This window comes from Acetobacter sp., from assembly GCF_022483985.1.
Taxonomy (GTDB): domain Bacteria; phylum Pseudomonadota; class Alphaproteobacteria; order Acetobacterales; family Acetobacteraceae; genus Acetobacter.
On the sequence record NZ_JAKVME010000001.1, the window covers coordinates 35,168 to 61,270 of the forward strand.

General features: G+C 54.2%; 20 protein-coding genes and 4 pseudogenes. 10 read left to right on the forward strand and 14 right to left on the reverse strand.

The features are described 5' to 3' along the window. Positions 1–43 precede the first annotated feature (43 nt). From LKE90_RS00185 to LKE90_RS00220, 8 genes are all read right to left on the reverse strand, one after another. Complete coding sequence (locus LKE90_RS00185) at positions 44–2,335, reverse strand: DEAD/DEAH box helicase (RefSeq protein WP_291494765.1); 2,292 nt, start codon at positions 2,333–2,335, stop codon at positions 44–46. Beyond that, a complete protein-coding gene (locus LKE90_RS00190; RefSeq protein WP_003618662.1) occupies positions 2,332–3,720 on the reverse strand; it encodes an ATP-binding protein in 1,389 nt (462 codons plus the stop codon). Before LKE90_RS00190 ends, LKE90_RS00185 begins: the two co-directional genes overlap by 4 nt. Next, positions 3,717–5,999 (reverse strand): TerB N-terminal domain-containing protein, encoded by a 2,283-nt coding sequence (locus LKE90_RS00195; protein WP_003618664.1) that lies wholly within the window; start codon positions 5,997–5,999, stop codon positions 3,717–3,719. Before LKE90_RS00195 ends, LKE90_RS00190 begins: the two co-directional genes overlap by 4 nt. A gap of 120 nt (positions 6,000–6,119) precedes the next feature. Continuing rightward, complete coding sequence (locus LKE90_RS00200) at positions 6,120–6,503, reverse strand: type II toxin-antitoxin system VapC family toxin (protein WP_003618666.1); 384 nt, start codon at positions 6,501–6,503, stop codon at positions 6,120–6,122. Continuing rightward, entirely contained in the window at positions 6,500–6,796 is a 297-nt protein-coding gene (locus tag LKE90_RS00205; RefSeq protein WP_040510561.1) for a type II toxin-antitoxin system Phd/YefM family antitoxin, read from the reverse strand. Before LKE90_RS00205 ends, LKE90_RS00200 begins: the two co-directional genes overlap by 4 nt. A gap of 50 nt (positions 6,797–6,846) precedes the next feature. Next, a complete protein-coding gene (locus tag LKE90_RS00210) occupies positions 6,847–7,191 on the reverse strand; it encodes a tyrosine-type recombinase/integrase (protein WP_080545411.1) in 345 nt (114 codons plus the stop codon). A 120-nt stretch (positions 7,192–7,311) separates the two neighbouring features. Next, positions 7,312–8,574, reverse strand: a complete 1,263-nt coding sequence (locus LKE90_RS00215; RefSeq protein WP_003618670.1) for a cation:proton antiporter — start codon at positions 8,572–8,574, stop codon at positions 7,312–7,314. A 212-nt stretch (positions 8,575–8,786) separates the two neighbouring features. Then, entirely contained in the window at positions 8,787–9,938 is a 1,152-nt protein-coding gene (locus tag LKE90_RS00220) for a site-specific integrase (protein ID WP_003618671.1), read from the reverse strand. A gap of 941 nt (positions 9,939–10,879) precedes the next feature. On the opposite strand from LKE90_RS00220, the gene LKE90_RS00225 reads away from it, so the two are divergent. Both LKE90_RS00225 and LKE90_RS00230 read left to right on the forward strand, forming a co-directional pair. Next, a complete protein-coding gene (locus LKE90_RS00225) occupies positions 10,880–11,980 on the forward strand; it encodes a hypothetical protein (protein WP_291493792.1) in 1,101 nt (366 codons plus the stop codon). A 555-nt stretch (positions 11,981–12,535) separates the two neighbouring features. Next, the gene (locus tag LKE90_RS00230) at positions 12,536–13,351 is read left to right on the forward strand and encodes a hypothetical protein (protein ID WP_291493794.1); all 816 of its coding nucleotides are present in this window, start codon (positions 12,536–12,538) and stop codon (positions 13,349–13,351) included. 146 nt (positions 13,352–13,497) lie between these two features. Here LKE90_RS00230 and LKE90_RS00235 read toward each other — a convergent pair whose 3' ends face one another. Then, entirely contained in the window at positions 13,498–14,082 is a 585-nt protein-coding gene (locus LKE90_RS00235; RefSeq protein ID WP_291493796.1) for a hypothetical protein, read from the reverse strand. A gap of 263 nt (positions 14,083–14,345) precedes the next feature. Beyond that, a pseudogene (locus tag LKE90_RS00240) lies at positions 14,346–15,282 on the reverse strand (IS630 family transposase). Between LKE90_RS00240 and LKE90_RS00245 the strand changes: the two are divergent. From LKE90_RS00245 to LKE90_RS00260, 4 genes and pseudogenes are all read left to right on the forward strand, one after another. Next, a pseudogene (locus LKE90_RS00245) lies at positions 15,227–15,409 on the forward strand (DUF2840 domain-containing protein); the annotation flags it as partial. The pseudogenes LKE90_RS00240 and LKE90_RS00245 sit on opposite strands and share 56 nt — an antisense overlap. After that, positions 15,402–15,713 (forward strand): DUF736 domain-containing protein, encoded by a 312-nt coding sequence (locus LKE90_RS00250; RefSeq protein ID WP_291493798.1) that lies wholly within the window; start codon positions 15,402–15,404, stop codon positions 15,711–15,713. The pseudogene LKE90_RS00245 and the gene LKE90_RS00250, both read left to right, overlap by 8 nt. 109 nt (positions 15,714–15,822) lie before the next feature. Continuing rightward, a complete protein-coding gene (locus LKE90_RS00255; RefSeq protein WP_291493922.1) occupies positions 15,823–15,993 on the forward strand; it encodes a transglycosylase SLT domain-containing protein in 171 nt (56 codons plus the stop codon). Next, positions 15,942–16,154: pseudogene (locus tag LKE90_RS00260) on the forward strand (TrbI/VirB10 family protein); the annotation flags it as partial. The gene LKE90_RS00255 and the pseudogene LKE90_RS00260, both read left to right, overlap by 52 nt. 49 nt (positions 16,155–16,203) lie before the next feature. Here the strand turns inward: LKE90_RS00260 and LKE90_RS00265 are convergent. From LKE90_RS00265 to LKE90_RS00275, 3 genes and pseudogenes are all read right to left on the reverse strand, one after another. Further along, positions 16,204–16,341 (reverse strand): annotated as a pseudogene (locus LKE90_RS00265) (LysR family transcriptional regulator); the annotation flags it as partial. A 158-nt stretch (positions 16,342–16,499) separates the two neighbouring features. Continuing rightward, positions 16,500–17,612: an AI-2E family transporter gene (locus LKE90_RS00270; RefSeq protein ID WP_291493800.1), complete on the reverse strand. Its 1,113-nt coding sequence runs from the start codon at positions 17,610–17,612 to the stop codon at positions 16,500–16,502. Positions 17,613–17,680: 68 nt separating this feature from the next. Next, a complete protein-coding gene (locus tag LKE90_RS00275) occupies positions 17,681–18,313 on the reverse strand; it encodes a DUF1269 domain-containing protein (protein ID WP_291493802.1) in 633 nt (210 codons plus the stop codon). A gap of 173 nt (positions 18,314–18,486) precedes the next feature. On the opposite strand from LKE90_RS00275, the gene LKE90_RS00280 reads away from it, so the two are divergent. Further along, entirely contained in the window at positions 18,487–19,314 is an 828-nt protein-coding gene (locus LKE90_RS00280; protein WP_291493803.1) for a PaaX family transcriptional regulator C-terminal domain-containing protein, read from the forward strand. A gap of 35 nt (positions 19,315–19,349) precedes the next feature. Here LKE90_RS00280 and LKE90_RS00285 read toward each other — a convergent pair whose 3' ends face one another. Next, complete coding sequence (locus tag LKE90_RS00285) at positions 19,350–19,952, reverse strand: TetR/AcrR family transcriptional regulator (RefSeq protein ID WP_291493804.1); 603 nt, start codon at positions 19,950–19,952, stop codon at positions 19,350–19,352. 222 nt (positions 19,953–20,174) lie between these two features. Here LKE90_RS00285 and LKE90_RS00290 point away from each other — a divergent pair, with 222 nt between their 5' ends. Genes LKE90_RS00290 through LKE90_RS00300 form a run of 3 tightly spaced genes read left to right on the forward strand, consistent with a single transcriptional unit; the run spans position 20,175 to position 26,094 of the window. Continuing rightward, positions 20,175–21,470, forward strand: a complete 1,296-nt coding sequence (locus tag LKE90_RS00290; RefSeq protein ID WP_291493805.1) for an efflux RND transporter periplasmic adaptor subunit — start codon at positions 20,175–20,177, stop codon at positions 21,468–21,470. A 5-nt stretch (positions 21,471–21,475) separates the two neighbouring features. Then, entirely contained in the window at positions 21,476–24,631 is a 3,156-nt protein-coding gene (locus LKE90_RS00295) for an efflux RND transporter permease subunit (RefSeq protein WP_291493807.1), read from the forward strand. An 8-nt stretch (positions 24,632–24,639) separates the two neighbouring features. After that, positions 24,640–26,094 (forward strand): efflux transporter outer membrane subunit, encoded by a 1,455-nt coding sequence (locus tag LKE90_RS00300; RefSeq protein WP_291493809.1) that lies wholly within the window; start codon positions 24,640–24,642, stop codon positions 26,092–26,094. Positions 26,095–26,103: the final 9 nt, after the last annotated feature.

A 26,103-nucleotide genomic window follows, 5' to 3' on the forward strand; every position in this document is an offset into this window, starting at 1 on the left:
TCTAGTACCCTCCGCCAGTGCCAAGCATATTATATAGAAGCACTTAGGTTTCAAAAATTGTTTTTACTCCAGTCGGTAACCTAGAGAGCAGGTCAGCAGCAATAATCGGTACACGTGCCGCGTCGATATGCTCACTGGCGTAACAACGCGCCAGTAATTCGTCTCCTAAATAAGCATCATACTTCGCCCGCTTCATATCCGGCACTAGTCGAGCTAGCACTTCCGCGTCAGGCGCAGGCCTTTCAGCGAGACTTTTCAAGGCGGCAAGCAGTTTGCTTTCGTCTTGAGCCGGAACCGTGAGCGCGATACCCTCCGAATTGGCCGCTACGCCATGAGAGGCGAGTGCTAGCACCAAGGCCAGTTGCGCCCGATTGCCGACCCAAGGGAAAAGCAGGAGTTCGTCCTCATGCCGATGCAAACCTGCATGCCGCAACCCAAGGTGGTCGAATGTTTCTCTGGCTTCAGTAAGAAAATCAAGTGCAGTCTTGTCAAGAAAGCGAGGAATAGCGATGTTCTCGTAAACCCGACGCATTTCCGCCACTACTTCATCGGCCGGAGGCAAGCCTTCGCCACCAAATTTGGGCGGTATGCCACCATACGCTCGTGTGACCAGAATTTCCCGGCGTTGATTGTCGATCTCGATAACCCGCCACCGATATCCGGCAAAGATGATGAGTTGTTCTGGCACCACCGAGTTATCGACCGGCAACGTGCCAAGGTTCCGCCCGCGATCCGTTATAACCTTGAATTCGTCAGGTGTCATGAATACGGCGTAGAACCCACGGTCATTGATGACCCGTTCGCCTTCTTCTCCTGGCAAAAGCGTTCCGTCTGGTGCCTGTTCAATAAGCTGGACCTCTGGATGTTTCATCTGTCGCAGCACATCAATGTAGAGAGCCTGATCAACTTCAGGGAATACCCCACTCTCGATCAAGCGGTTCCAGCCCTGTTTGACTGTCAGACCACCGTGCTGGGCGATCAGCGCCAGAATCTGCTGTATCAGCGTAGAAAGATGCAAACGCCCAATTTGAGGCGGCTCATTCCAGCGCCTCAGCATCAGATTGAGCATGGCGATGGTCTGCACCGTGCGAGGCCGCATGGCATCAATGGGATGGATGCGCTCGTCAATCACCATCTCGGTAGTGTAAACTCGCATTACCGAGGATTGTCCCGCACGTCGGCCAGAACGCCCCAGTCTCTGGCGCATGCCTGCAACGGTGTGTCCAGGTCCAATTTGGCTCACAGCATCAATGTGGCCAATATCGATGCCCAGTTCGAGGGTTGTGGTTGCAACAATAGAACCTGGTCGATCATCTTCTTTCAGCCTTCGTTCGGCTTCCTCGCGGTGCTCACGCGATAAGCTGCCGTGGTGAGCGAAAAATTCCTCCGGCACGCCCGATGTTTCACAAAGACCACGCAGTCTTGCGGTGTACAGTTCAACATTCCGGCGCGAGCCAGCAAAAATCAGACTCCGATGTCCTCGAAGCGTGTCGAAGAGGTGTTTCGCGATCTCTATGTCTGCTGTGCTCTCAGTAGCATCGCCCTTCTCTGAATTCTCGTCACGTTGCTTCAGACGTGGCTGTATATAGCCGCGAACCTGAAGTTTCAGGGGTTGGCTACCCGTTTTAGATTCCAGTATCTCCACGCCATCCGGATTTAGTGGCTGCAGAAAAGCAGCTGAGGTCCTCATGTCGGCCAAGGTGGCCGAAAGGCCCACTCGAACGACTGGATGCCCTGCGGCGATCTCGATACGATTGAGCAGAGATTGAAGCTGGCGTCCGCGCTCTGCATCCATAAAAGCATGCATCTCGTCGATCACCATGTAACTTAGCGCAGCAAACAGACGCTTTGCTTCATTCCCTCGTCGAACGAGGATGGCCTCCAGACTTTCTGGTGTGGTCAGCAGTATCCCCTGGGGCCGCTTACGTGCTCTTTCCTTGACGCTGCTGGCCACATCCCCATGCCACTTCCAGACAGGAATCTCTACTTCTTCGCAAAGTGTCTCCATGCGACCGAACTGGTCATTGATGAGTGCGCGTAAGGGGCTGATATAAATGGCCTCAAACCCGGCACCGGGCTTGCGTTCATCTGTAGCCAATCGCGAAACAATCGGCAGGAAGGCCGCCTCGGTCTTCCCGCTTGCTGTCCCGGCCGCGATAATGAGATTCCGTTGTCCTTCCAGCAGAACCGGAATGGATCGTTCCTGAATATCCCGAAGCTCTGTCCAGCCCTGACGCCAGATCCAACGCCGGATTTTCTCGTGCAGTAAATCGAAAGACGTTGATTCACCGTCACCGGAAGTTTGCTCTAATGGGTCAGGCGGCGCGTCGCTCAAAGCCTGTAGTCCGTCAGATCATCGTCGGACGAGGTCTGAGTGGAGCCGGTCGCAGCAGGCGCATCTACATTGTCATCATCGACAATGTCTCCGCCTGCTGTGGGTAAGTCAGGTTCGATCTCAGTGTGGTCGACCAACTCCTGCCATTGAGCTTGTGGATTTTGTTCCATAATGGCGAGTAGGTCGAGGAAAGCCTTGCTGATATTTCGGGGTGTCCTAAAATAAGCCTCACCCACCTTCTGGTTACAGTGAGTCATGAAAGCTTTGAAAGTCTCATCTGGCACCAGATAGTGTTTTTGGTCACCAGCAGCAAAAACATGCCGCAACTTATTAAGGAGAACATATAAATCTTCAGGTGTTAGACTCTGTAGTCGAATAACTGGGCCGGAAAGATCGACCAGACCATTTCTGGCAAAGCTGTTTTCAGCTAGACGGGACCGCAACGCTTCGTATGAATAGAGGCCTCGACGGCTGTCCATCAGGAATTCTGGGGTCCCACCGAAATAGACGCCAAGAGACTCAGCCGAGCCCTGGAGCACATCATTCACGATACGGAGAATCTGCTCGTAGTTGGCATTGCGTGATTGAGCACTGACCAGCTTGAACAGATTCACGCATTCATCAAGCATGACAAGAAAACCGGAATATCCTGCCAAGGTAACAAAGCGACTCATGACCTTCAGGTAATCGTAAACCGAGGCATCGTCGATGATAGAACGTACGCCAAGCGCCTCCCGAGCCTCAGTTTTGAGCGTGTATTCGCCACGGAGCCAGCGCAGTGCCGCCGCCTTTCCGCTCTCGCTCCCTTCTTCAAAAGCTCGCCAGTAGTATTCTATCACGGTCGCAAAGTCGTAGCCGGAAACGAGTTCCTGAATGGGGAGCAGCCTTTCCTGAATAACGTCTCCGATCTTGCGACCTGATGCTTTGGCTGAAGCCTGTGTCTCCATGATGAAACGTTCGACTACACTTGCCAGAGCCCCTCCGTCCTGCTTGGTGCGGGTAGCTATGTTACGCATGAGTTCTGCATAAAGACTGCGGGCCTGGCCCCCGCTGGCATGCAGGCGACGATCAGGGGATAAATCTGCGTGAGCCACTACCAGCTTGCTTTGCATGGCAATAGAACGGGCCAGGTTAAGGAAGAAAGTCTTGCCCGCTCCATAGTCGCCGATGATGAAACGAACCGCAGAACCTCCGTCCGCGATGCGTTTGACGTCCTGCACCACTTGGTTGACTTCGCCTGCGCGACCGACCTGAACTAACTGGATGCCTGAACGTGGCACGACACCTGCACGAAGCGCCTGAATGACACCATCGCGGTCCTTGGGCTTGATTTTCTGCGCGGCGATGCGCGTGCCGTCTGAAGCTGCGATACTGAGGGTGGTCATGATGCTGCTCCCGGCGCGTCAGCAAGGAGCGCCATATTGATAATCAAAGGGTCGCCGTCCTCGATAAGTTCTTCATCGAACTTATCATAGGACCACTCGTTGATGGCTTCGAGCGCGCCATCCGGCATCAACCCGAGTTCGTGTGCTTTGGCCTCAAACCCGGAGCGTGGCCATTCCGGTTGGGTGACCAGAGCCTCAAGTAGACGGGCCTGGTCATGACCAAGTCCGACGAACCTCATTTCCCGTTCCAAAGTGGGCGTAGCGGCTGCAGGAACCGGAATTTCAGCAGCCTCGTCCTCATAGATGGGTGCCAGGATTTCCTCGACTTCCTTAGTCTCACGCAGGATGACGCCAACCTTGCTCATGTCAATGACGATACCTTCCTGGGATTTTGCTTTCGAGGGAGGTGCTGGGATCCGATGACCACGTCTCCGCGATTTACCATCCTCGATCACAATTGGTTCCGAAGCGCAGGATGCCGCAGCGGCATTACTCTGGTGCAGGACAGTATAGAGTTCTCGTCGGCCGTGACCAACAGCCTCGTAAAGCCGCTCCAAAGCCACCATCATGTTTTGATCGGTTTCGCCTATCGTTAGGGCGGCTGAAGCAGCCAGCGAGGCAATAGTGGTTTGTTGCTCGGGTTCTATACTCTCTACGATGGTTTTAAGGCGGCCAAGTGTTGGCAAGCGTTCCGGAAGCAGGCGCAGACGGGCCGTCAATCGTTTCGTTTCGTGCGGGGTGAGTTGCAGCCGTGTGGTGAGAGCATCGACCAGCTTTTGACCTAAAGTCAGAGCTTTGGCTGCCGGGCCAATGGCAGTCATGATCAGGGCTGCTGTGCGGAAGTCGGCACCGACGGGTGTTAGCTGGCCTTGAGCATTGCTAATGCGGAATAGAATTATATTCTCACCTGGCTTGGTCCCACCGTAGGTTGGATCCGGTTCCATGCCGTAACCTACTCGTGCCAGCATGGCGGACATGTCACGAGCTTGTCGAAGACCCGAGGCTGCCTTGCCAGAACCAAAGCACCGCGGGCCCAGTTCTTCAAGCGGCACATCGGCAAGAGGTTGAGGCAAGTCATCCAGCCAGGCTCGGAAAGAACGAACAGTTTCTCTTTCCCCAAGTTCCGCAGGCAGCATCAAGGCGGCGGCCATACTGTCGGCATGTTCACGTTCCTTGCCAACGACCTTGGCAAATGCAGACAGATCCTCACGCGCCCCTTCACATAGCTTGATCATTTTTGTCCACGTCAATTGCGCTGGATCAGGAAGGCGATCGATACCTTCAAATTTTATTGAGCTATGGAGATACTGACTCGCCGACCGATAGTTCAAATCAAGGCGGCTCTCTTTTTTATCTCTGAGTCGAAAGCCGTGCGGAAATTTCTGAGTAAAACGATGTCGCATGAGTTCAATGAACTCCGGACGCGCTCGTGTCGTCGTAATGCGTGGCCATAAGCCGGTTAAGTGAGGGGGTAAAGATAGAATACCTGCCATGGCGAGGTCGACATCCAGCGGCATACCTCTCAATGCGTGCAGACCTAATTTAACCTGAAGCAATGGAGACATATGATCTCCCAAAGCTGCGAGCTCTGGCTTCCATGCTTCCACTCTCGGTATATCCGTCACAGCATGCTTCATTTCGATGAAATTGAGTAGCTCAGTGCTATAATTTACAAAAGAACCGTTTTTTCCGAAGAGGTTTCGCAGGCGTTCTACTTCGGCTACCAATAACGCCTCTTCGTCAATCGGAGGACTATCGGCCACCAAGCGACGTTCAAGCCCATAGAAGTAAAGGAAGGGATAGCCCATAGGGTAGCTCGTGTCGGATTTCCCGCTCGCCAGCCAATGCAGGTAAGTCAATCGTTGATTGGGCGTGATATCAGTATAAGAGGGCCAATACCCCAGATCTAGGTTCGTTTGTGGCGCTCCAGACGCGACCTTGAGTGATGGTCTGATAAGACAAGGCGCTGGAGTATCGATATTCCAGTCTCCGTCCGGTGCTGCCGTCAAAAAGTTGCCGACATAGACCATGCCATCGGTAATCTCGAAGCCATGGATCGTGACTTTTTCGCTAGGGCACACCCAGCGAGCATCGTCTTTCTTGTGAATCCTTGATTGTCTATACCTTTCTAAACTCTCCTCATCATTGGGGAATACATGTTGGGCATTAAAGGAGAGTCCGTATGTAGGTGGCGATGCGATAGTCTCTTTCCTGGTTTCCTTATTGGTTGTGTCCGAAATTTCGGGGGCACTGAAAATACGTTTTATCCAGGAAAACATGTTACACTCACTAAATAATCGCCAATTCTTTCAAATAGTAAACACTGTTCTTATCGTGCAGCAATTATCCCCTCTGGCAAATGGAAATCGGGATAGATAGCAGCCATTATCTTCACAATCTCAGGAACAACCTATTCGTTTTATCGGATAATGATCAATTTGCCCGTCTTCCGAAAGGAATGTGGCGTGCTCAGCTTGCGCCTGCGCTATCAGGAGATGGTCAAACGGATCACGATGATGCAGAGGCAAAGACATCAGGAACTGCAGGTGTTCAGGCTGTATTGGTAGCAGAGAGAAACCTTCCTCAGGAATGGCTGCCAGAATGTCGTTCATATCCGCATCCAGTTTTCCGATACGGATTTTGATCGCAATCTCCCACAGTGATACGATACTCACCAGAATATCGCGGACCGGATCTGCAATGATTTCCCGTGCAGTCTCTCCCAGCCGGTCGGAGTCCGAAAGCCACCAGAGCAGCGCATGCGTATCGAGCAGAACCTTCACAGGTCGCGATCCATGCTTTCAAGAATGTCCGACGCTGTCAGATCAAAATCTTCGCTCATTCTGATCCGCCCTCGTAATGCGCCGGGTTGACGACGGGGGCGATAGGAAGGCGCTGGCGGACGCAGTTCAGCAACGACCTGATCGTGAGACGTCACGAGGATCGTACGGCCCTGTCTGACCTGACGCAGATACGCTGTCAGGTTTCCCCGGAACTCTCGAACCCCAATTTTTTGTGGGGTTGGCGCATTATCTGAGAGATGCTCGCTCATGATCTCCTCCTTGTGTGTCATCATATCATGTACACAGAAGGAGGAGGTAGAGAATTCCTGATACCTATTCGATTTCAGAGATCCGTGGCTTCCGACAGGGCCACAGCGTCTTCGACGTCCACTCCAAGGTATCGAACCGTACTATCCAGTTTTGAATGACCCAGCAGAATCTGCATGGCCCTGATATTACCGGTTCGTTTGTATATCATGGCAACCTTAGTCCGGCGGAGCGAATGAGTTCCATATTCCCCCGGGATCAGTCCCACCGCCTGAACCCATTGATCCGGAAGCCGGGCGTATTGCCTTGTACTCAGGTGAGCTTTGGCACTTAAGCAGCTGGGAAAAACATACTCATTCAGGCCACCACGGCGATGTCCCAGCCACGTTCGTACACTTGTTTCCGTAATTTCGAATTGCACAGGGCGTCGGTTTTTTGCTGGGTGAGGGGGAGCGGAAGGTCAGATATTTGTTGAAAAACATGACAAAGCTACCATTACTTTCCTCCTTACGGAGCTGCCCTTCAAATAATCAGAGCCGTATTATTGAGATCCAAGCGTAGAGGACGGATAAAGTCTGCGGGCAACCCGCTCCATGGTTAGCCCCTGCACAATGATCGTAAAGACCACGACGCCGTAACAGACAGGCAGCAGCAGGTCGCGCAAGTCTCCGGGTGGCAATCCAAGCGCCAGCGAAACCGAGATGCCGCCACGTAGACCGCCCCAGGTCAGGATCCCAAGAACACGGCCCCGCTCCCATTGCCTGAAATGAACTGGAAGTGTTGAAAACAGCACGCTCAATGCCCGCACGGCAACGGACAGCGGGATCACGGCAAGGGTCGCCAGCACCGTAAACAGATGCGGCGTGATCTCCAGAATTTCAAATCCGATCAGCATGAACAGCAGGACATTCAGCACCTCGTCAATAAGTGTCCATGCGATGTCGAGTTCCTTCCGGGATGCCTCATCGAAAACGGAATGGCTATAGCTTGTTCCAAAGCACAGTCCCGCCACGACGACGGCAATCGCACCCGACATGCCAAACTGGTTGGCGATGCTGAAGGTTCCGGTCGCCAGAGCCAGCGATGTCAGCAGATCGATATGCGGATCCCGTTGACCCTTAAGCACACGGAGCGCGATCCATCCAGTCAGTGCGCCCAGCAGACCGCCACCAATCGCCTCGCGGCAAAAGCTCAGAGCAATCTCGGAGGCGGTCACCCCCAGACTGTCCCCGGTTGCCAGTCCGATCGTGACGCCGAAAATCACCACGCCCACGCCGTCATTAAACAGGCTCTCCCCTGCAAAAACGGCCTGAATCGGTCCTGGCAATCCGAGACGCTTCAGCATGCCGACAACCGAAACGGGGTCAGTCGGCGCGAGGATGGCGCCAAGGACGATGCACCACGTAAAAGGAATGGTATGACCCAACAGAGGGAAGACGTACCATGCCGCGATCGCCAGAAAGGCAACGGCTAGAACGGTTCCCAGAACAGAGAGAGCAGCCACAGAGGCAAGCTTTGCGCGTAGATGTTCGACGTTTACCTGCGTGGCCCCGGCAAACAGAAGCAGGGACAACGCGCCATTCAGAAGGGCCGTGGGGAGATTGATCGCTCCGAGCACAGACCGTGGGAGAGCCTGAAGGTCATAGGCCGGTATCAACGGATTCAGGATCATGACCAGCAGGGAAGCCAGCAATGAGATGACCAGCACGCCAATCGTCACAGGAAGGCGAAATATGTGGTGATTGAGAATGCTGAACCCTGCCGAGAGGGTCAGAAGCAGAGCGATGAGGCTGATGGTATCCATACCTTCACCGCTGGCCGCTCCTGTCCTCCACGTCAAGAAAAACCGGCAATTCAGGGGTCCGCTATCAGAGATAGCCTGACTGGGCTTCCATGTCCGAGATGTAGGCGTAAGTTGACCTCGGCCGCGAAGGGGCAGAGTGTTTATTTCCTTTATAAATTCTGCAACAAACCATTCATTACGCCTAAGCTGCACTGAGCCGATATCTGTCATTTTCAACGTCCCAAAAGCGCTGCCGAGATTTTCTCGGACACAAGGTTGGTTGAGAGCCTCACGTTCTCCCGCTTCAGGTGAGCGTAACGAGCTGTCGTCTTGATATCGCTGTGTCCAAGCATGTGACCAATCATCGTCAGGTCAGCCCCCATTTCCAGCGCGTCAGAAGCAAAGGAATGGCGCAGATCGTGTATCCTGACGTCGTCCAGACCGGCGGCTTTCCGAATGCGGCGCCAAGGCTTTTGCAGGTCAGTCAAATAGCCACCTTTTTTCCGCCCGGTGATGACGTAGGGGTTGTCCTCCAACCGGGTGATGGCTTTGATTACGTTGATGGCCGCTTGTCCGATCTGGACGATTTTAGCCCCGGTTTTACTGTCAGGCAGCCTCAATTCAGATTGGTCGAAGAAAACGTGGCTCCATTGCAGAGTCTGGATTTCGCGTAGTCTGCAACCTGTCAGGATAAGCAGACGGATCGCCCAGACGGCCTCTGGCATATCCTCTGCTTCATTGAGTGTGGCGCCGAGGCGCGCATATTCTTCTTGGGTTAGATAACGCTCGCGCTTCTCTTCCTTATAGCGCTGAACGCCACGGCACGGGTTGAGACCATCAGTCCGAATACCCCAGAGGTCTGCCAGGCTGAACATTTTGGACAGGACGCCGAGCGTGCGATTGGCCTGATAAGGGATCTGTCGTAGATCCCCGTGGAATCCGGAGACGTCCGCGCGAGATATATCGGCCATCCGCCATGTCCCGAATTTCGGAACGATGAACAGATCAACAGCTCTCTTATACTCGCTTTGGGTCGTTGGTTTGAGGTGGACATCCACATATTCGTCGAGGAAACGATTGCTGAATTCCCTGACGGTCATCGCCTTGCGGTCTTCTAAGCGAGCATCCGCGGGATTCTCACCGCTATGCACCCGTGCAAGAACCTTGATGGCTTCTTCACGTGCGAGATCGGCCGTCCATGGGCTCCCATGTTGCCCGATGGTGTAGCGGCGCATGCGTCCGCCGGAGCGGTAATGGATGACGTACACCTTTCGGCCGGACGGCCACACCCGGACTGCGAAGGCCGGAATGCTGTCATCCCAGAGGAAATAATCCTTCTCTGCCGGTTCGGCAGTGGTGACAATTTTTTTGCTGAGCTTGGCCATGCTTGCTCCCATCGCAGGAAACACATAGGAAACAGATGAATGCGAAACCGGGCGTAGCCGGTACGACAATTGCGTAGCCTGATGGGACAGTTTTTCAAGGAAAATAAGGGGTTCTGCGTGGTTGGGCGTAGTTCTGTCGGCTAGGGCGGGGAGGGGCGTAGGCCCAAATCCCTAACTCATAACCTGAAGGCCGCAGGTTCAAATCCTGCCCCCGCAACCATACGTTAAGTGTCTGAAAAGACAGAGAAAAAGCCACCCACTAGGGTGGCTTTTTTTGTGTCCGAAATCCACCGCAGGATGCGTATAGGATGCGTATAGGATGCGTATAGGATGCGTATAGGATGCAAACGGGAGTGAAACTCCAGCGTAGGTTCCCGCTAACGCCGCGTCGCGGAGACCGTCGCCATGACTGATGATGTGACGGGGGCGGGGTGTAACTGCCTGTGCCAGGCCAGTGCCGGCATCCGTCAGATGCCAGGGCAGAAACTGGCCGTTACGGGCAAACAGAAGGCAGTCGTGCCGGGCAAGATCGTCAATGGTCTCGGGGGTTCTGCGCGAGGTCCGTTGGACCGCTACGGCCTCGCATAAGGTAGTTCGGTTTCCAACAAATTGTGTTCGCTAAACGTTAAGCTACTTGTCCGGTGTGAGGCGACTGCGGTCCATCACTTAATATTCCGGAGTCGATAGATAGATCATCCGAAAAAGTGGGAAAGCAGCCTTAGAGTTATGAATATAGGAGCGCAGATACTTCCATATCCAGGTAAACTCTATGAGTGCTTGACCCATCGTCGGCAGTCGGAACGGTTACGTAGGCCTGCTAGGTCGTCCGGCATCCGATATCTTATAAAAGACTCAAAAGAACACCCAATTTCAGTCGTACAAATTTTTTAGATAAACTTTTACAAAATCATCATCAAATATGAAGAGGAGCATAGAACCAAGTGGAAGAAGAAAGCACAAAATTTATGTTCCACTTTGATCGTCATTTTCCGATAAATGATGTAGGTGAAATTGGACAACGTCTAGCCGCATCGGATGCTCTTATCCCAGGCTGGATACCTCCTGCTGTTGGCCCCTTTGACATTCGTGCTGTCGCGGTCGACCAACAGCTTCACGGCTGGTCGACCACCATTCTCCCAGATCGAAACATCGTTTCCCGAATGGCTCGGGTAGCTCGAGAAGGGATTGTCAGTAAACGCGACCACCCGATGAATATCGCGATTCTTCTTATGGCATTTGCCCAAGCTGTAGATTTCGAGATCGAGCCTGGGCTCGCTTTCCATGAATTAGCTCAGCGCGAAACAAACCGAGCGGCGCAAGAAGAACTTTGCTGGTTCCGTACCGCCGACAAAGGTGGAATGGCGCAAAGTTGGATCGACCTTGCTGTTGGTCGCTGCTCGGGCATTGCGCTCGGCGATGCCGCTCCGGTCGAAAATATTGATCTCAGCACCCCGATACGAAGGTGGTGTCGCAATTACGTGGCAGCATTGAAGATTGCCGAATTGGAGTTACTGCCGATTCGACCACTAGAGAAACTCATGGCACTGCTCAACTGGATGACTCATGAATTCTTTCTCGCATCCCCGGCCCTCTTTTTCGCCGCACGTTATTGGGCACCCAGTCTTCGCCGTGCGGGCCTTGTCAAACACATCAGGGCACCCAATCGAGACCGTGCGCTGGCTGGTGCTCGTAACGCAGCGTGGGACATTACCTATCTCAGTGAGTTTGTACGCCGGATAGCAATTGGCCTGTCTAATGAGCAGCGGGTTATCCTGGCGACTGGAGATCGACTGCTTGCTGAAGTAGCACCGATCCTGCTTCTTGGTCCCGAGGCGCAGGAAGGACGGCCCAGTGTAGAGGAGGTTATGAGAGTATGGTGGTCAGACAGTTCGGCATCACGTTTCTGCGCAGCATTCTTTGACGCAGTTCAATTTGCAGAGAGAAATGATGTGGATGACCATACGATAGCAGAGCGTGTTTCCAATCTCACAATTAAAGGCGAAGAAAGCCTCCGAATGTGGCTTCCGAAACGTCAATCATAATTTTTTATGGCCTCCTGATAATGAAGCCATGCTGTTTATCTAAAATGAGGTAAAAGAAACTTTTTTTCTTGGACAGTTTTCCACGCGCATGCAAATGCATCGATATGCCAACTAATCAAAGGTAACGAGATTCGCTTGTTTGGTAGTGATCGTCGTCTTATGAAGCCACTATCGGAAGAGCAGAACCGGTCCGGACAACTTGTTCCTGAGTTGATCATCACAATTGACGAGCGGGCGATCGGCCAAGGAAAGCCACTTACATTCGATGCATTGATCAATGGTGTTGTAAAATCGTGACTTGCCCACGAAACCTTTGTCATCCCATCAACTCCAAGCCATAAAAAACGGGAACTCTCCTTTTGAGTGTATACAAAAAGGCGGCGCGTCATTAGGTGTAAAATGAGGCTGATAAAAATACCAATAGTATTCGAGATGTTGAGTTTCCTAGAAAGGAATAGGATAAAATTTGAACGGAAGAAGGGGAATTTTTTTGTTTTTACCGGATGACAATACATCAATTATATATTTATTTTATGAAAATTAGGATCTGGTATCGTGAATACAAAGCCAACATTTCCTGACGTTGAACGCAGTTCACCCGAACATGGGGCTCGTCTGCTAGCAAGAAGCCTACGTGAAAAACTTAATTTTTCGACGGAGGGAATAGAAAAACCGAAAAACGATTATGTCGCCTGGCTTGACCTGATGGGAGCTGGTAACATGATGTCGATCTCCATCCATAAAGCGGCGAATGCAATTGCTCGCATTCAACTTGCGGTTCATTTGGCGCAGCAAGATCATAGACTCAATTTGCGCACCGTGCCGATTAATGACGGCGTATTTTTCGTTAGCGAGAAAAAGTCTGAAATTGTTAATGTTCTAAGATCATCGATTATATATCTAGTTGGAAATTTTATTGCCAGACGCAATCACCCAGATAGATTTCTTGCTAGAGGGGGAATAGCATATGGACCAGTTTGGTTCGGAACTTCACTTGCAACTCAACTGAGCAAAATCCAGAAGGGAGCAAGTGATATTTTTCAACAAGTAATTATTGGATCGCCAATTATTCAAGCTTATAAAGCTGAGAGTTTAGCTCCTGTTTATGGGGTGGCTGTACATGAAAGTGCGCGAGCATTTTCACCCGAAACAGAAGAACCATTCCGTTCGACACTTTGGCGCTGGTGGCAAACCAATGATGGGGGTGGATTTTCAGAATTTACCCCTCAGCCAGTTATCCCATTACGAGATACGTTTCTCAAAGAATTAGACGGATATCTAGACTACCTCGATTCCACCTTACCGTTTCATCTTATAGCTGAAGGTAAAGTTGCCCAATGGAAAAAAGATTCACAAAGATATTATCGATAGAAATATAATGTTTTATTCGTGGTATTGGAATTTTTGATATTCGGATCAGGGCGAAAAATCACGGGGCTATTGCGTTTCTCTTCCGATCAAGACATCAGAAGAGAAACGCAGAGGGCTATTCTTACATTCTCTATAAAAAAGAGAATTTAGTGTATCTCAAGATATTCAATATAGCTCTCGTAGTCCTCTTCTTCTTCTGGATCTAGGTCGAATTCGCCATGATGCTCTGAGCAGAGCCCTTTAGCATCTAGTTGCTCTACAGTGTAAACCACATGGTCTCCACAGCAGTGGCAAGTTCCGTACTGGGTATCGTCCACTGAACAAGATGCACAGACCCAGTCAGCATCATCTCCATGCTCCACGTATCCTATAGGTAAGTTGTCAATATTGTGCTCGCCACATTCGCAGCACGCTGGAGTTAAACCATCCTGAATTATACGGGCAATTTCAGGTGCATGCTCTGGGCGAACATATGCACCTTTCATTCTCAGGATTGCAGCTCGAATTTTTTCAACATGCTTTGCCGTCTGGTTCAGCCACTGGCTTTTTGTATACGGGCCTTTGGGGTCATCCAGCATTGCCTTCCGGGAATTATACCCAAGGGCGGCAGCTACGAGCATATGGGCGTGGCTTGACCCTATATCGGAACATAAGCCATCGTCCTTACTTACCTTGCGCAGGTAATCAGCGGCCTGTTTGGTAAAGTCGAAGTTTCTGTTGTTCTGGTCCATGCTTGTCGCTTTCCATCAAAATGCGCGAACCGTTTGAGCGTTTAAACCGGAGAATGCGCTTGATCAGAAAAGTCTGAACGGGCCATAAGGAAGTTAGTCTAGTAATCGCATGCACCTGAATTTGTCAGGTGTAATCACACTCTAATTTGTGTTTGAGGTCGCTCAAAACCAAGGCCACAATCACCTACCTTATTTAGGCATCGTATTCCTACATGGAATTCGCAAGCGACGCAAGATTTATCGAGTGCTAGAGCGTTTTCTCTTCAATCTGGATCATATCCGGCAGCCATGAGGAAATTCGCACATTCTTTGGGTGTGACCGGATCGATCAATATGCCGCCTCTGCCCCACAGGGCATCGCGTGTCCGTTCTGCGGCTTTACGGAGATGGGCCTTGAGTTTGGAGAAGGCCTTCTTGATGGGGTTGAAGTCCGGGCTGTAGGGCGGGAGATGGCGCACGGTCGCACCTGATGCTTCGATCGCGGCCTGAACGCCGGGGCCTTTGTGAGAGCCGAGATTGTCCATGATGACAATGTCGCCTGGCTGCAGATCGGGTATGAGCACGCGATCGACGTAGGTCTGGAAGCTGCGGCCATTGATCGGACCATCCAGCACCATGGGCGCTACGATACCCGTCAGCCGTAACCCTGCTACGAATGTTGTCGTTTTCCAGTGACCATGTGGCACGGCGGAACGCAGCCTCTGGCCGCGTCGACACCGCCCGTAGCGTCTTGCCGTAATGGTGGAAGCCCGGGTTTCAGCAATGAAGACTAGCCGCGCCGGATCGAGATCGGGCTAGGCGTCGAACCACTCCTGTCGTCGTGTCAGAATGTCCGGCCGGTCCTGTTCCGCCGTATGGGCAGTCTTTTTTCCATGTGATCTTATGGCGCGCGAAGAAGCGCCACAGCGTGCCGACCGCAAAATGATGTCCATCATCCGCCAGCCGGGCACGGATTTCGGCCAGTGTCAGATCGTCCTTCTCGGCGATCAGAGCGTGGATGCGCCCTGCTTACGCCTCGATTCTGTGTGACAGGCGGTCCCCGCCACACGGCTTGGCGGCAGGACTGCTGGTCGAGGCGGACAACGAACACCGGCGAATCGCGCTCGCCGGACTGACCCCGAACCGTTCAGCCGCCTCTCGCCGGGAGAGCCTGTTGCGCCAGAGCAGCTGGCCGAAGGTCCGGCTGGTGCTGGAAGCGATCGATCGTATCGAAGCCATCGGCATCGACCCCGTCGATGTCGCGCCCGACCATTGGCGGCATCTGCATAATCGGATGCTCTCCGGGCAGGCGGCACGCCCCTACACACGCGACCGCCATCATGCCTGACGGCTTCGCCGGTCGTCTGCGCACGCTCGCCCTCGACGTCGAATTGACGATCGTGCCGGCGCAATCGTCGGACGCCGAGCACGCGCCCGATTATCGTGTCCATCTCGGTGACGCTGACGCCGGACCGGAGATCGGTGCGGCCTGGAAACGCACCGGCGAGAAGGCGGGCACTTACCTCTCGCTCGTTCTCGATGACCCCATGCTGGCGCAGCCGATCCGCGCCAATCTGTTCCAGTCCGACCGTCAGGGGCGTGCCTTTCATCTGGTCTGGAACCGTCCGGTGAAGCGCGATGACCGGCGGTAGGAAGGTTCGCGATCTTGTCGCGAACGCGCTGGTTGCAGTGCTGGTTTCCGTGTCACCCGTTCGCATGGCGGAGGCTGATCCGTACGCCGACATGATCAAAGATGCGGCCATGCGCACGCGGATTCCGGCCTCATGGATTGCTGCCGTCCTGCATGCGGAGAGCAGGGGCGACGCGCGGGCCGTGTCATCGGCGGGCGCGATGGGGCTCCCGTCAGACCGCCGGGCGAGATGCGGCTACGGACGACGCGGCCACCGGTCACGCGGCTGTCGCGCAAGGTGATCCTCGGCCTGTCGGTCATCGCCGTGGGCGGCATCGGCGGCGCGCTTTATCTGGCGCTGAAGCCGGCGCCACTGAAAAGCAATGCCGAACTCTACAATACCGGCAATCGCAGCACGCCGGACGGGTTGGCCAATCTGCCGGGTGACTATAGCCAGCGGCCGTAATCTTGATACCGGACGGGCCACGTTCTACCAAAGAAACTCCGAGCTTGTCCTCAAGCCGACTTATCGCACGGCTGAGGGTTGAGACATGCAACCGCAATGACTTGGCGGCTCTGCCAAAACTCTCGGCTTCCAGTAGGGCAAGAAAATAGCGAAGTTCCGTTAGTATCATGGTACAACATTCCATTTACATAGTGTGCTTTCTCTTTATTTCTGTTATTTGTTTTGTTTATTATGCATATCTATGCGATTTTCAAGAAAAGAAATTAATGTTCCCAATGATATTTCTTCATATACTTTCATATGTTCGATCGTGGCGGGTTTGTTTTTTTATTTCTTTGATTTTTACGCTTTTAAGCCATGTCCGGAAGTCAGGCGCCATGCAAGATGTGTCAAGGCCGCGAGCACTGGGCCAATGAATAATCCTTCGACGCCCCATGTCTCCAGACCACCAAGGATTCCGAGAAGGACCCACATGAATGGGAGTTGGATTGAGCCGCCGATCAGCACGGGTCTGACGAAGTGATCGCCTAGAAACAGGATCAATGCTCCGAACACGCCAACGCAAATTGCGGCCGTGAGGCTGCACTTGAGCAGGATGACAACCACGCATAGCGCCAGCGCGAAACCGCCGATCATCGGGATCATTGCAGCGCACGCTGTGAAAATGCCCAGTAACAAGGATTGTGGCGCACCCGCAATTACGTACGATAGAGTGATCAGTGCGCCCTCTCCGAGACCAACCAGGACAAGGCCGGCCATTGTGCCACGGATTGCACCGGTGACGTGATGGAGCATGAGTGCAGACCGTTTTCCCAACAGGCGTTTTCCGAAAATTTCAATCCGGGCGACAATATTGTCACCTGCGCGTAAAAAGAAAAATAGGATCAGCAGAGCGAAGCAAGCGACGACCAGTGTATTAATCGCTCCATGGCCAACATGTTCGACGGCTCCAAGAGTTTGTTCGGTTTTCAGATGATGCAGTAGAACGTGAATTCTGTCCGGATTTGCCAGGTTGTTTTGCCACCAGTGTTTTATAGCGGACGATGCGATCGGTAACCGATCGACCCACTCAGGAACGGCGAGGCCATTGCGCGATACGTCCTTTATCCAGTTACTGCCTTCATGAGCCTGCCTACTGAGCGCGGAGACGAGAAACAGTGTTGGCATGAGAAAAATTAGCGCAACTCCTCCAGAGATTCCGGCGGGAATTATGATTTCCGCATGCGGGCGGTTCCATCTCAGACGGAGCCGTGTGAAAAGCGGCCAGCAGATTACGGCAAGAATGCCACCCCATAGGATCGATTGTCGGAACCGACCGAAGGTCCAGAGAGTGAAAAGGGTGACAACGAGGGCAAGAGCCCCTTGCATCCATAGATGGAAACGATGGGCTTCTTCTCTGCTGGGCGCGCAGATCGCCCTGGCCGGAGCTTGGGAGTGTTCGTGCGCTGACATCATGCAATAGAGCCCACTCGATTTGTCGATGTGTGCTCCGAAGCACTCGACCGCTTCGGAGCAATACGATCTTACTGAAGCGCTTTTTTAATTTTCGACTTTAACTCTTCAGCACCAACCTTCGCTTGCTGGTGCCAGTCTGCCAGTTTGGCTTTCCACTCCGCTTTGTGCTGCTCGAACAGGACTTTGCGCGCTGCGGCTGCAGCTGCGTCCTGCGCCTTGGCGGTCGCATCGACTTCAGCGGCGACGATTTCGGCGGGGCATCGCAGGATCACTGCGTCAAGGGATCGCGCGATCGCGTCGACGGCGTCCGGGCTTCCTTCCTCGATTGTGGCGATGACTGCGGTGATCCCTGCGGGAACGGCGTGGGTCATCTGGTCGAGCAGGCTACTCTGACCGGCCGCATCATCAAGAGAAACGCTGCCGCCGATCAGCGCGCCTGTCGTGGCACCGAAAAGCATACCAAGTGGCCCCATAAACAGACCGATCAGCGAGCCGAGAAGGGTGCCCGTGAGAACGTGGTCGCCTGATGAACCATCAGCCCATCCGTCTCGTGACACAAGTTCGCCACTGGGCTTGCGGCTGAGGACGATTGCATTGACCAGAGAGAACGCGCCGTCTGCGGATTTCTGCTTTAGCTCGGAAAAGGCCTGGAAAGCCCGGCTTTCCTCTGCAAATGACAGGACTACGACATTTGTCGTCATCGGGATGTCTCCTTCGTGCCGCTTGTTGGGCGGACGGTAAATGGGACCGCGAATATTGCGGCTTTCGGGAAAGCAGTCGGGTTTGGCGAAACGACGTGGTATCAGAGTTTATTCGGCACCACGCCGAACGTGATACACTTTTTTTATCTAAAATGGAATTATGTCAAACGAAGATGGGTGACAATCTGGCTGAAACCCGCGATAGCGATGCGACAACTCATGACCTGCTCCTATGTCTGTTCGGGTTGTTCGTGTTGGATGACAGGCTGTTTTCCGCACTTCCGACCTCTGTCATCATAGCGGTTATGGAACGCCTCGACGTCTCCGAGACTGCCGTTCGGGTAACATTGACCCGCATGGCTCACCGCGGAATCTTCGCCCGAAGAAGAAAGGGCCGGATCACGCTGTTCGTGCTTACCGAGACTGGCAGCAGTTTATTGAAGCAGGGTAAGGAACGGGTGTTTAAAGAACATCCTTTTGGAACGAATACGGATGGCTGGACTGTTCTGAACGCCTTGCCGCCTGCTTCACCGCCGTCTCGTCGGTATCAGTTCCAGCAGAGACTCCTATGGGCCGGATTTGGTGCGATCGATACGCGCCTGTGGATAGCCCCCGGCTGTGTAGATATTGCCGCCAGGTTCGGTGATATGCTTTCGCCGAATGAACTGTCTTCTCTCCGGGCCGTACACGGAGATCTGCTTTCAACAACGGATGCTGCCAGGCTTGTGCATCAAGCGTGGAACGTTGAGGCTATTCGCTTGTTGCACGAGTCATTTCTTGCGACATGGGAGGCCTATGAACCACAGGGAGCCCCCTTGGCTACGCTTATTCGTATGGCTTTAGATTGGGGTAATCTTCTCAAGGCTGACCCAGGGCTCCCGGGAGCATTGCTTGATACTCAATGGCCTTCGCTGAGATCGGCGGCAACGTTCCGGCGACTGTTCCCAACACTGAGAGACCTCGGGCAGGCAGAACTCATGATATTATACGACAAAACATAATATATTCTATGTGCTGTGTACAAAATCTTGTCGGCTCATTTTTTTCCATACACCGAGATGAAAATATTCACGGCCTCTTCGACCGCAGTCTGACGTTCCGAAAGCGCCGGCGGAGGCTCTATGCACCAGAGTTGCTTTTCCATGATTCCGGCATTGCACAGCGCCACGAAAATATCGGCGGCCCGAAGAGGATCGCTTGTCCGCAATAGCTTCCGTTCCATGAGGTCGACTAAAATGTCTCTCACTGCTTCTTGGGCGCGCCTGGGACCGTTTTCGTAAAAAATTCTGCTGAGTTGGGGCGCGCGTTCGGCTTCGCTAATGATCAGGCGATTGACTCTGACTATTTCGGGTCGGCCCGTGATCTCGATGAAAACGTGGCCCACTTTGGACAGGCAACGACGAAGATCCGTCTCTTCTTTTGCCAGTTCCATCGCTTCCGGAACGCCTTTTCCAGCTTCGATGACGAAGGCTTCGAATAACAGTTCCTTGCTGGGAAAGTAATTATACAGAGTGACCTTCGAGGCTTTTGCAGCTCCGGCAATGCTCTCCATTGTGACGGCATTGAACCCGTGAGCGATGAACAATTCCCCGGCGGCCTTGATGAAGCTTTCCCTGCGTGCCTGTGTCTTCTTGCGCATCTAGCTGCTGTTTCTCCCCTGGATCGCTGGCGAGACACCCTAACAGAAAAGCTCCTAGCTGCATATATGAACGATATCGTACATTAATGTTGACGGCGCTTTTGTCTCCATATAACTAAACGATTCCGTTCATATATCCCGCCAGACACGGTGGGGCAGCAGTGTCAGCGATTTCTCACTTCAGAACTGATGGGGCAATTGCGGCAGAGGAGTCGTCGAAGAATGAGGAGCATCGAACATGTTCGTCATCAGTCGGATCATATCGACGCGAAGGCTCCTCGCCTCGCGACATGCATTCCCTACGTAAGAAGACGGGAAAAGTATGATGAAGCGGAGGAGGACAGGCGGGACCTTCATCCCGGAGGCGTCCTTCTTCCCTTGAGCGTCCTGGCCATCGTGGTGCTGTCTTTCCTCCTTGCTGGATGCAAGAAACGGGAGGTTTCGGAGGCGCCTCCTGCCCAGGAAGTTTCCGTCGTGACCATTCGTCCTCACGCAGTCCATCGCGGCATGGATCTTCCGGGTCGAACCGAGGCTTTTGAACAGGCGCAGATCCGTCCTCAGGTCGGAGGGGTCATTCTGTCCCGGAAATTCGAGCAGGGTTCGGACGTCAAGGCAGGGCAACTCCTGTATCAGATCAATCCTGCGCCATTTCAGGCGACGTATGACAGGGCGCGCGCGCAACTGCTCCACGCGCAGGCGGCGCAGACCAGTATAGCCGCCCAGTTGCGTCGTTATCGTCCTTTGGCCGCCGCGAATGCCGTCAGTCGTCAGGATTATGACAATACGCTCTCTCAGGCTCAGGAGGCGGAATCCGATGTCGTTGCTGCGAAGGCGGCGCTCGACAGCGCGAAAGTTGATCTGGACTGGACGGCGGTGCGCTCTCCGATTGATGGCCGTATCGGGCGGATGCTTGTCACCCCCGGCACGCTTGTTACGGCGGGGCAGGCCACACCGATCGCGCTCGTGACACGACTTGATCCGGTCTATGTCGATGTCAATCTCGCGGACGACGATATGCTGCGTCTGCGTCGCGAACTCGCCTCCGGTCAGCTTCGGCGTGACGGAGACGGTGATCCGACTGTGACGCTGCAACTTGGTGACGGAACGGCTTACGAATATTCCGGCAAGCTCAGGCTCGCCGAGGTCACGGTTGATCCTGCCACGGGAACGCTCGTCCTCCGCGCGGAGGTTTCCAATCCTGACCGTCTGCTGATGCCGGGAATGTATGTTCATGCCAGCATAGACGAGGGTACTACCCCCAATGCCATCACAATACCGCAGGGCGCATTGCAGCGTGATACGAAGGGCGAACCTTTTGTCTACGTCGTCGATGCACATGACAAGGTCGAGCAGCGCTCGATCGTGGTCGGTCAGGCTTCTGGTGATGACTGGGTCGTCTCCAGCGGTCTGAGGGCAGGCGAGCGCGTCGCTACCAGTGGATTCCAGAAAATGCAGCCGGGTAGTGCGGTAAAGCCGGTCGAAGCGTCGCATTCCGCTATCTCCGAGCCGGAGAAATAAAGAAAATGTCGAGATTTTTTATTGATAGACCCGTCTTCGCATGGGTGATCGGGCTGATCATCACGCTGGTCGGCGGGGTCTGCATCGCGACGATGCCTGTCGCCCAGTATCCTTCGATTGCTCCGCCTCAGATTGCGATTACGGTAACGTATCCTGGAGCATCTGCTGAAACCGTCAACAATACAGTTGTCAGACCAATTCTTCAGCAGATGTATGGATTGGACGGGCTCGAATATCTGTCATCGTCGTCTTACGCCAGTGGCTATATGGAGATCGACCTGACATTCAAGCAGGGTACGAACCCGGATATCGCGCAGGTTCAGGTGCAGAACAAGCTCCAGCTTGCCGAAGCCAAGCTGCCGAGCGAGGTGACCGCGCAGGGCATGAGCGTCGTGAAGTCGGTCAAGAATTTCATGATGATCGTCGGTCTGATCTCGACGGACGGAAGTATGTCCGGACAGGACATCACCGACTACATGGCCTCCAACATGGTTGATTCCCTGTCGCGCGTGACGGGAGTAGGGGATCACACGCTGCTCGGGTCGGAATACGCCATGCGGATCTGGATGGATCCGGCCAAGCTGTTCAAATATGCTGTGACTGTCGGGGATGTGCAGAACGCCATCACCGCTCAGAACATTCAGGTTTCGTCTGGCGAACTGGGCGGCCTTCCTGCTCGTCCCGGTGTTCCTTTCGATGCCACGATCATCGGGCCCACGCGCTTTACCGACCCATCCCAGTTTCGGTCCATTCTCCTGAAGGTTCAGCAGGATGGGTCACAGGTTACGATCGGGGACGTCGCGCGGGTTGAGCTTGGCGCGCAGAGTTATAACCAGAGCAGCTATTATAACAATCAGCCTGCCGCCGGCTTGGCTTTGAAACTTGCCCCTGGCGCCAACCAGTTGAGCACAGAGGCTGCCGTCAGAGCCCAGATTGACGATCTTGAGAAGTTCTTCCCGCATGGCCTGAAGGTCGTCTATCCGCTTGACACCAAGCCGTTCATCACCGCGTCGATCGGGGATGTCATCAAGACCCTTCTTGAAGCTATCGCGCTGGTTTTCGTTGTCATGCTGGTGTTTCTCCAGAACTTTCGCGCGACGTTGATCCCAACGATTGCCGTGCCGATCGTGCTCATGGGAACGTTCGGTATTCTTTCGGCTCTCGGATATTCCATCAATACGCTGACCATGCTGGCCATGGTTCTGGCGGTCGGGCTTCTCGTGGATGATGCCATCGTCGTAGTCGAGAATGTCGAGCGCGTCATGACGCAGGAGCATCTCTCTCCTCGTGAGGCTGCCCGCAAGTCCATGGATGAGATTTCCGGCGCACTGGTTGGCATCGTTCTCGTGCTCAGCGCCGTTTTCCTGCCCATGGCGGCCATTGGCGGCTCTACCGGCGTAATCTATCGACAGTTCTCGATTACCATCGTCGCGGCGATGTGGCTGTCGGTCGCGGTTGCGATGATCATGACCCCGGCGCTCTGCGCAACTATGCTCAAACCGACCGAACACGCGAAGGATACAGGTGCCGCCGGATGGTTCAATCGTAATTTCGAGCGATTGACGAATGGCTATCTTGGGGGCGTCAAGCGACTTCTGGCGTTGCCCGTAGCGGCATGGGGTCTTTTCGGGCTCGTCACGGCTGCGGTTGTAATCTGTTTCATGCATGTTCCGGGCGGGTTTCTGCCGGACGAAGATCAGGGAATCATATTTGGTCAGGTGGACATGCCCCCCGGTGCGACGGGCGAGCAAACAGCGGCTGTCAATAAAAGGATCACGGATTACCTGCTGAAGACTTATTCCGGCGAGGTTGAGTCCGTTATGGCGGTCAGCGGCTTCAACTTTGCCGGTCAGGGACAGAGTTCCGGCGCGTTCTTCATCAAACTGAAGGACTGGGACGTCCGTACCGCCGCACGGCAGAAGTCAGGCGCCATTGCAAATGCGCTCCTGATGCATTTCGCGGGCGATCCGGCGGCCCGGATCATTGCGTTCAATCCGCCTGCCGTCATGGAGCTTGGGAATGCATCGGGCTTCGATCTCGAACTTGAGGACCGGGGTCATGTCGGCGCACAAACCCTGCTGAATGCGCGCAACATGGTGCTTGGCATGGCGGCCTCCAACCCGTCACTCGCCGCCGTGCGACCCAACGGAATGGAGGCTGCCTCACAATATCACCTTGATATCAATCGTTCGAAGGCGAATGCTCAGGGCATTACGAACACGGATATCAACACGACGCTGCAGGGCGCTCTGGGGTCGATCTATGTCAACCAGTTCCTGCGCGATGATCGCGTAAAGCAGGTCTATATTCAGGGTGACATCGCATCGCGCATGCATGTTGATGATCTGAAGAAATGGTATCTGAGGAATTCGTCGGGCAGTCTGGTTCCACTGAATACTTTCGTTACCGGTCACTGGGTGGTCGGTGCGCAGAAAGTTGAAAACTATAACGGGCTTAATGCCTACGAAATTCTCGGACAACCGGCGGGCTCCGCCAGCTCCGGTCAGGCCATGACCGAAATGGGCAAGATCCTTGCCAGATTGCCACCGGGGATTGGATTTGCATGGACCGGGCTGTCTTTCGAACAGGTTGCATCCGGCAACTCGACAGGGCCACTTTACGCGCTTGCATTTGTTGTGATCATCCTTTGCCTCGCCGCCCTTTATGAAAGCTGGGCGATCCCGTTTGCAGTCATCCTTGTCCTGCCGCTTGGTGTTCTCGGGGCGGTCGTGGCGACGTATTTCCGTGGGTTGGCTGACGACGTGTATTTTCAGGTCGGTCTTCTGACGACGGTCGGTCTTTCGGTGAAAAATGCCATTCTGATCGTGGAGTTCGCCAAGGCCTTTTTCGAAGCCGGTGACAGCCTTGAGGACGCGGTGGTGAAGGCTGGACAGGAGCGTCTGCGCCCGATCCTCATGACATCGATCGCTTTTGTGGCGGGTACATTTCCGCTGGCGATCGCCTCCGGAGCCGGATCGGCCGCGCGCGTGGCGATTGGCACCTGCGTCGTGGGCGGGATGCTGACTGCGACTGTTCTTGCGGTCTACTATGTTCCGGTATTTTTCGTGGCTGTTCTGCGTCTGTTCAGGGTAACGCGTGTGCGTGACCGCGTGGATCCGTATGAGAAACGTTGTGTTCCTGTCGGGGAGGCAGAAGCATGAGGTCCATAATGAGCCGAAATGCGCGAAAGCGGGCAATTTGCGCGGGCCTGATGCTCAACGGCCTGCTGAGTGGCTGCAATCTGGCGCCGGCCTATAAAAGGCCCGCTCAGTCCATGCAGAATTCATGGCCCCAGGATGCGGGTCTGGCATCGCCAACAGCCGCGAGCGCGGCGGCGACGCTGGGGTGGCAGAATTTCTTTGTAGACCGTCGTCTGAAGGCGCTGATCGAACTGGCCCTGAAGAACAACCGGGATCTGCGTAGTCAGGCGGCTGCGATCATCGAAGCGCAGGGACAATATCAGGTCCAGCACGCTTCGCTGTTCCCGTCGATCTCCACCACGGGCAGCGGGATGTATGTCGCGCCGTCTTCCACTGGCGGGTTCAGCTTCGCGCCGGGGCAGGGGGAGGGTGTCTCCACACTGCGCTACTATTCCCTCGGGATCGGGTTCTCGTCTTATGAAATCGACCTGTTCGGGCGCATCCGCAATCTGTCGAAGCAGGAAGCCGAGGCCGCACTGGCGTCCGAGTACAATGCCCGTTCAGTGCTGATCAGCACGATATCGCAGATTGCCACCACCTATATCCAGTGGCTGGCGGACCGCGAACTTCTCCAGCTGGCGTCGGACACCCTGACCTCGCAGAGCGAAACGCTCCGTTTAACCCGGATGCAATATGACCATGGTGAGAGTGATCTCCTGACAGTCAGTCAAATCAATACACAGGTCGAACAGGCAGGTTCGGACAGGGAGCAGGCGAGGCGCCAGATCGCGCAGGACGAACACGAACTCCAGCTCCTCGTCGGAGCGCCTCTTCCGAATGATCTTCCTCCCGCTGCGTCGTTCGGGCAACAGACCATTCTGACAGATCTTCCCGCGGGTCTGCCATCGGATCTGATTGCAAATCGCCCCGATATCCAGTCGGCCGAACACACGCTGATTGGAGCGAACGCCAATATCGGCGCGGCGCGTGCGGCATTCTTTCCGCGTGTGACGTTAACCGCGAACGAAGGAATCAGCAGTCTGGAGTTCCGGCGTCTCTTCACTCCGGGTGCGGAGACGTGGGCTTTGTCGCCGTCGATTTCCCTACCGATCTTCACATGGGGGCAGAATGAAGGAAATCTGAGCATTTCCAAGGCGCGAAAGCTTAAGGAAATCGCGACCTATGAGAAGACGGTTCAGACGGCGTTCAAGGAAGTCTCCGATGCGTTGAGCGCGCGGGAGACCTATCTTGCGCAGGGACGCCGGATGACCGGCCTCGTTGCGTCGTCGCACCGGGCTTACGATCTGTCGATGATGCGTTTCAATACGGGAAGCATCTCCTACCTGACTGCTTTGGTGCAGCAACGCAGCCTGTATCAGGCACAGCGCTCGCTGATCGAGGTGGAGATGGCTCGTTACCAGAATATGGTCACACTCTACCGCGCTCTTGGCGGTGGATGGAGCCAGTCGGCGAGAGCAGGTTGATGGCGAGGA

Coding starts and splice junctions, on each gene's coding strand:
- LKE90_RS00190 (WP_003618662.1), bottom strand. CDS start 3,720: ATGACCACCCTCAGTATCGCAGCTTCAGACGGCACGCGCATCGCCGCG.
- LKE90_RS00195 (WP_003618664.1), bottom strand. CDS start 5,999: ATGTTTTCCTGGATAAAACGTATTTTCAGTGCCCCCGAAATTTCGGAC.
- LKE90_RS00205 (WP_040510561.1), bottom strand. CDS start 6,796: ATGATGACACACAAGGAGGAGATCATGAGCGAGCATCTCTCAGATAAT.
- LKE90_RS00215 (WP_003618670.1), bottom strand. CDS start 8,574: ATGGATACCATCAGCCTCATCGCTCTGCTTCTGACCCTCTCGGCAGGG.
- LKE90_RS00220 (WP_003618671.1), bottom strand. CDS start 9,938: ATGGCCAAGCTCAGCAAAAAAATTGTCACCACTGCCGAACCGGCAGAG.
- LKE90_RS00235 (WP_291493796.1), bottom strand. CDS start 14,082: ATGGACCAGAACAACAGAAACTTCGACTTTACCAAACAGGCCGCTGAT.
- LKE90_RS00250 (WP_291493798.1), top strand. CDS start 15,402: ATGCCTGACGGCTTCGCCGGTCGTCTGCGCACGCTCGCCCTCGACGTC.
- LKE90_RS00255 (WP_291493922.1), top strand. CDS start 15,823: ATGCGCACGCGGATTCCGGCCTCATGGATTGCTGCCGTCCTGCATGCG.
- LKE90_RS00270 (WP_291493800.1), bottom strand. CDS start 17,612: ATGATGTCAGCGCACGAACACTCCCAAGCTCCGGCCAGGGCGATCTGC.
- LKE90_RS00275 (WP_291493802.1), bottom strand. CDS start 18,313: ATGACGACAAATGTCGTAGTCCTGTCATTTGCAGAGGAAAGCCGGGCT.
- LKE90_RS00280 (WP_291493803.1), top strand. CDS start 18,487: ATGGGTGACAATCTGGCTGAAACCCGCGATAGCGATGCGACAACTCAT.
- LKE90_RS00285 (WP_291493804.1), bottom strand. CDS start 19,952: ATGCGCAAGAAGACACAGGCACGCAGGGAAAGCTTCATCAAGGCCGCC.
- LKE90_RS00290 (WP_291493805.1), top strand. CDS start 20,175: ATGAGGAGCATCGAACATGTTCGTCATCAGTCGGATCATATCGACGCG.
- LKE90_RS00295 (WP_291493807.1), top strand. CDS start 21,476: ATGTCGAGATTTTTTATTGATAGACCCGTCTTCGCATGGGTGATCGGG.
- LKE90_RS00300 (WP_291493809.1), top strand. CDS start 24,640: ATGAGCCGAAATGCGCGAAAGCGGGCAATTTGCGCGGGCCTGATGCTC.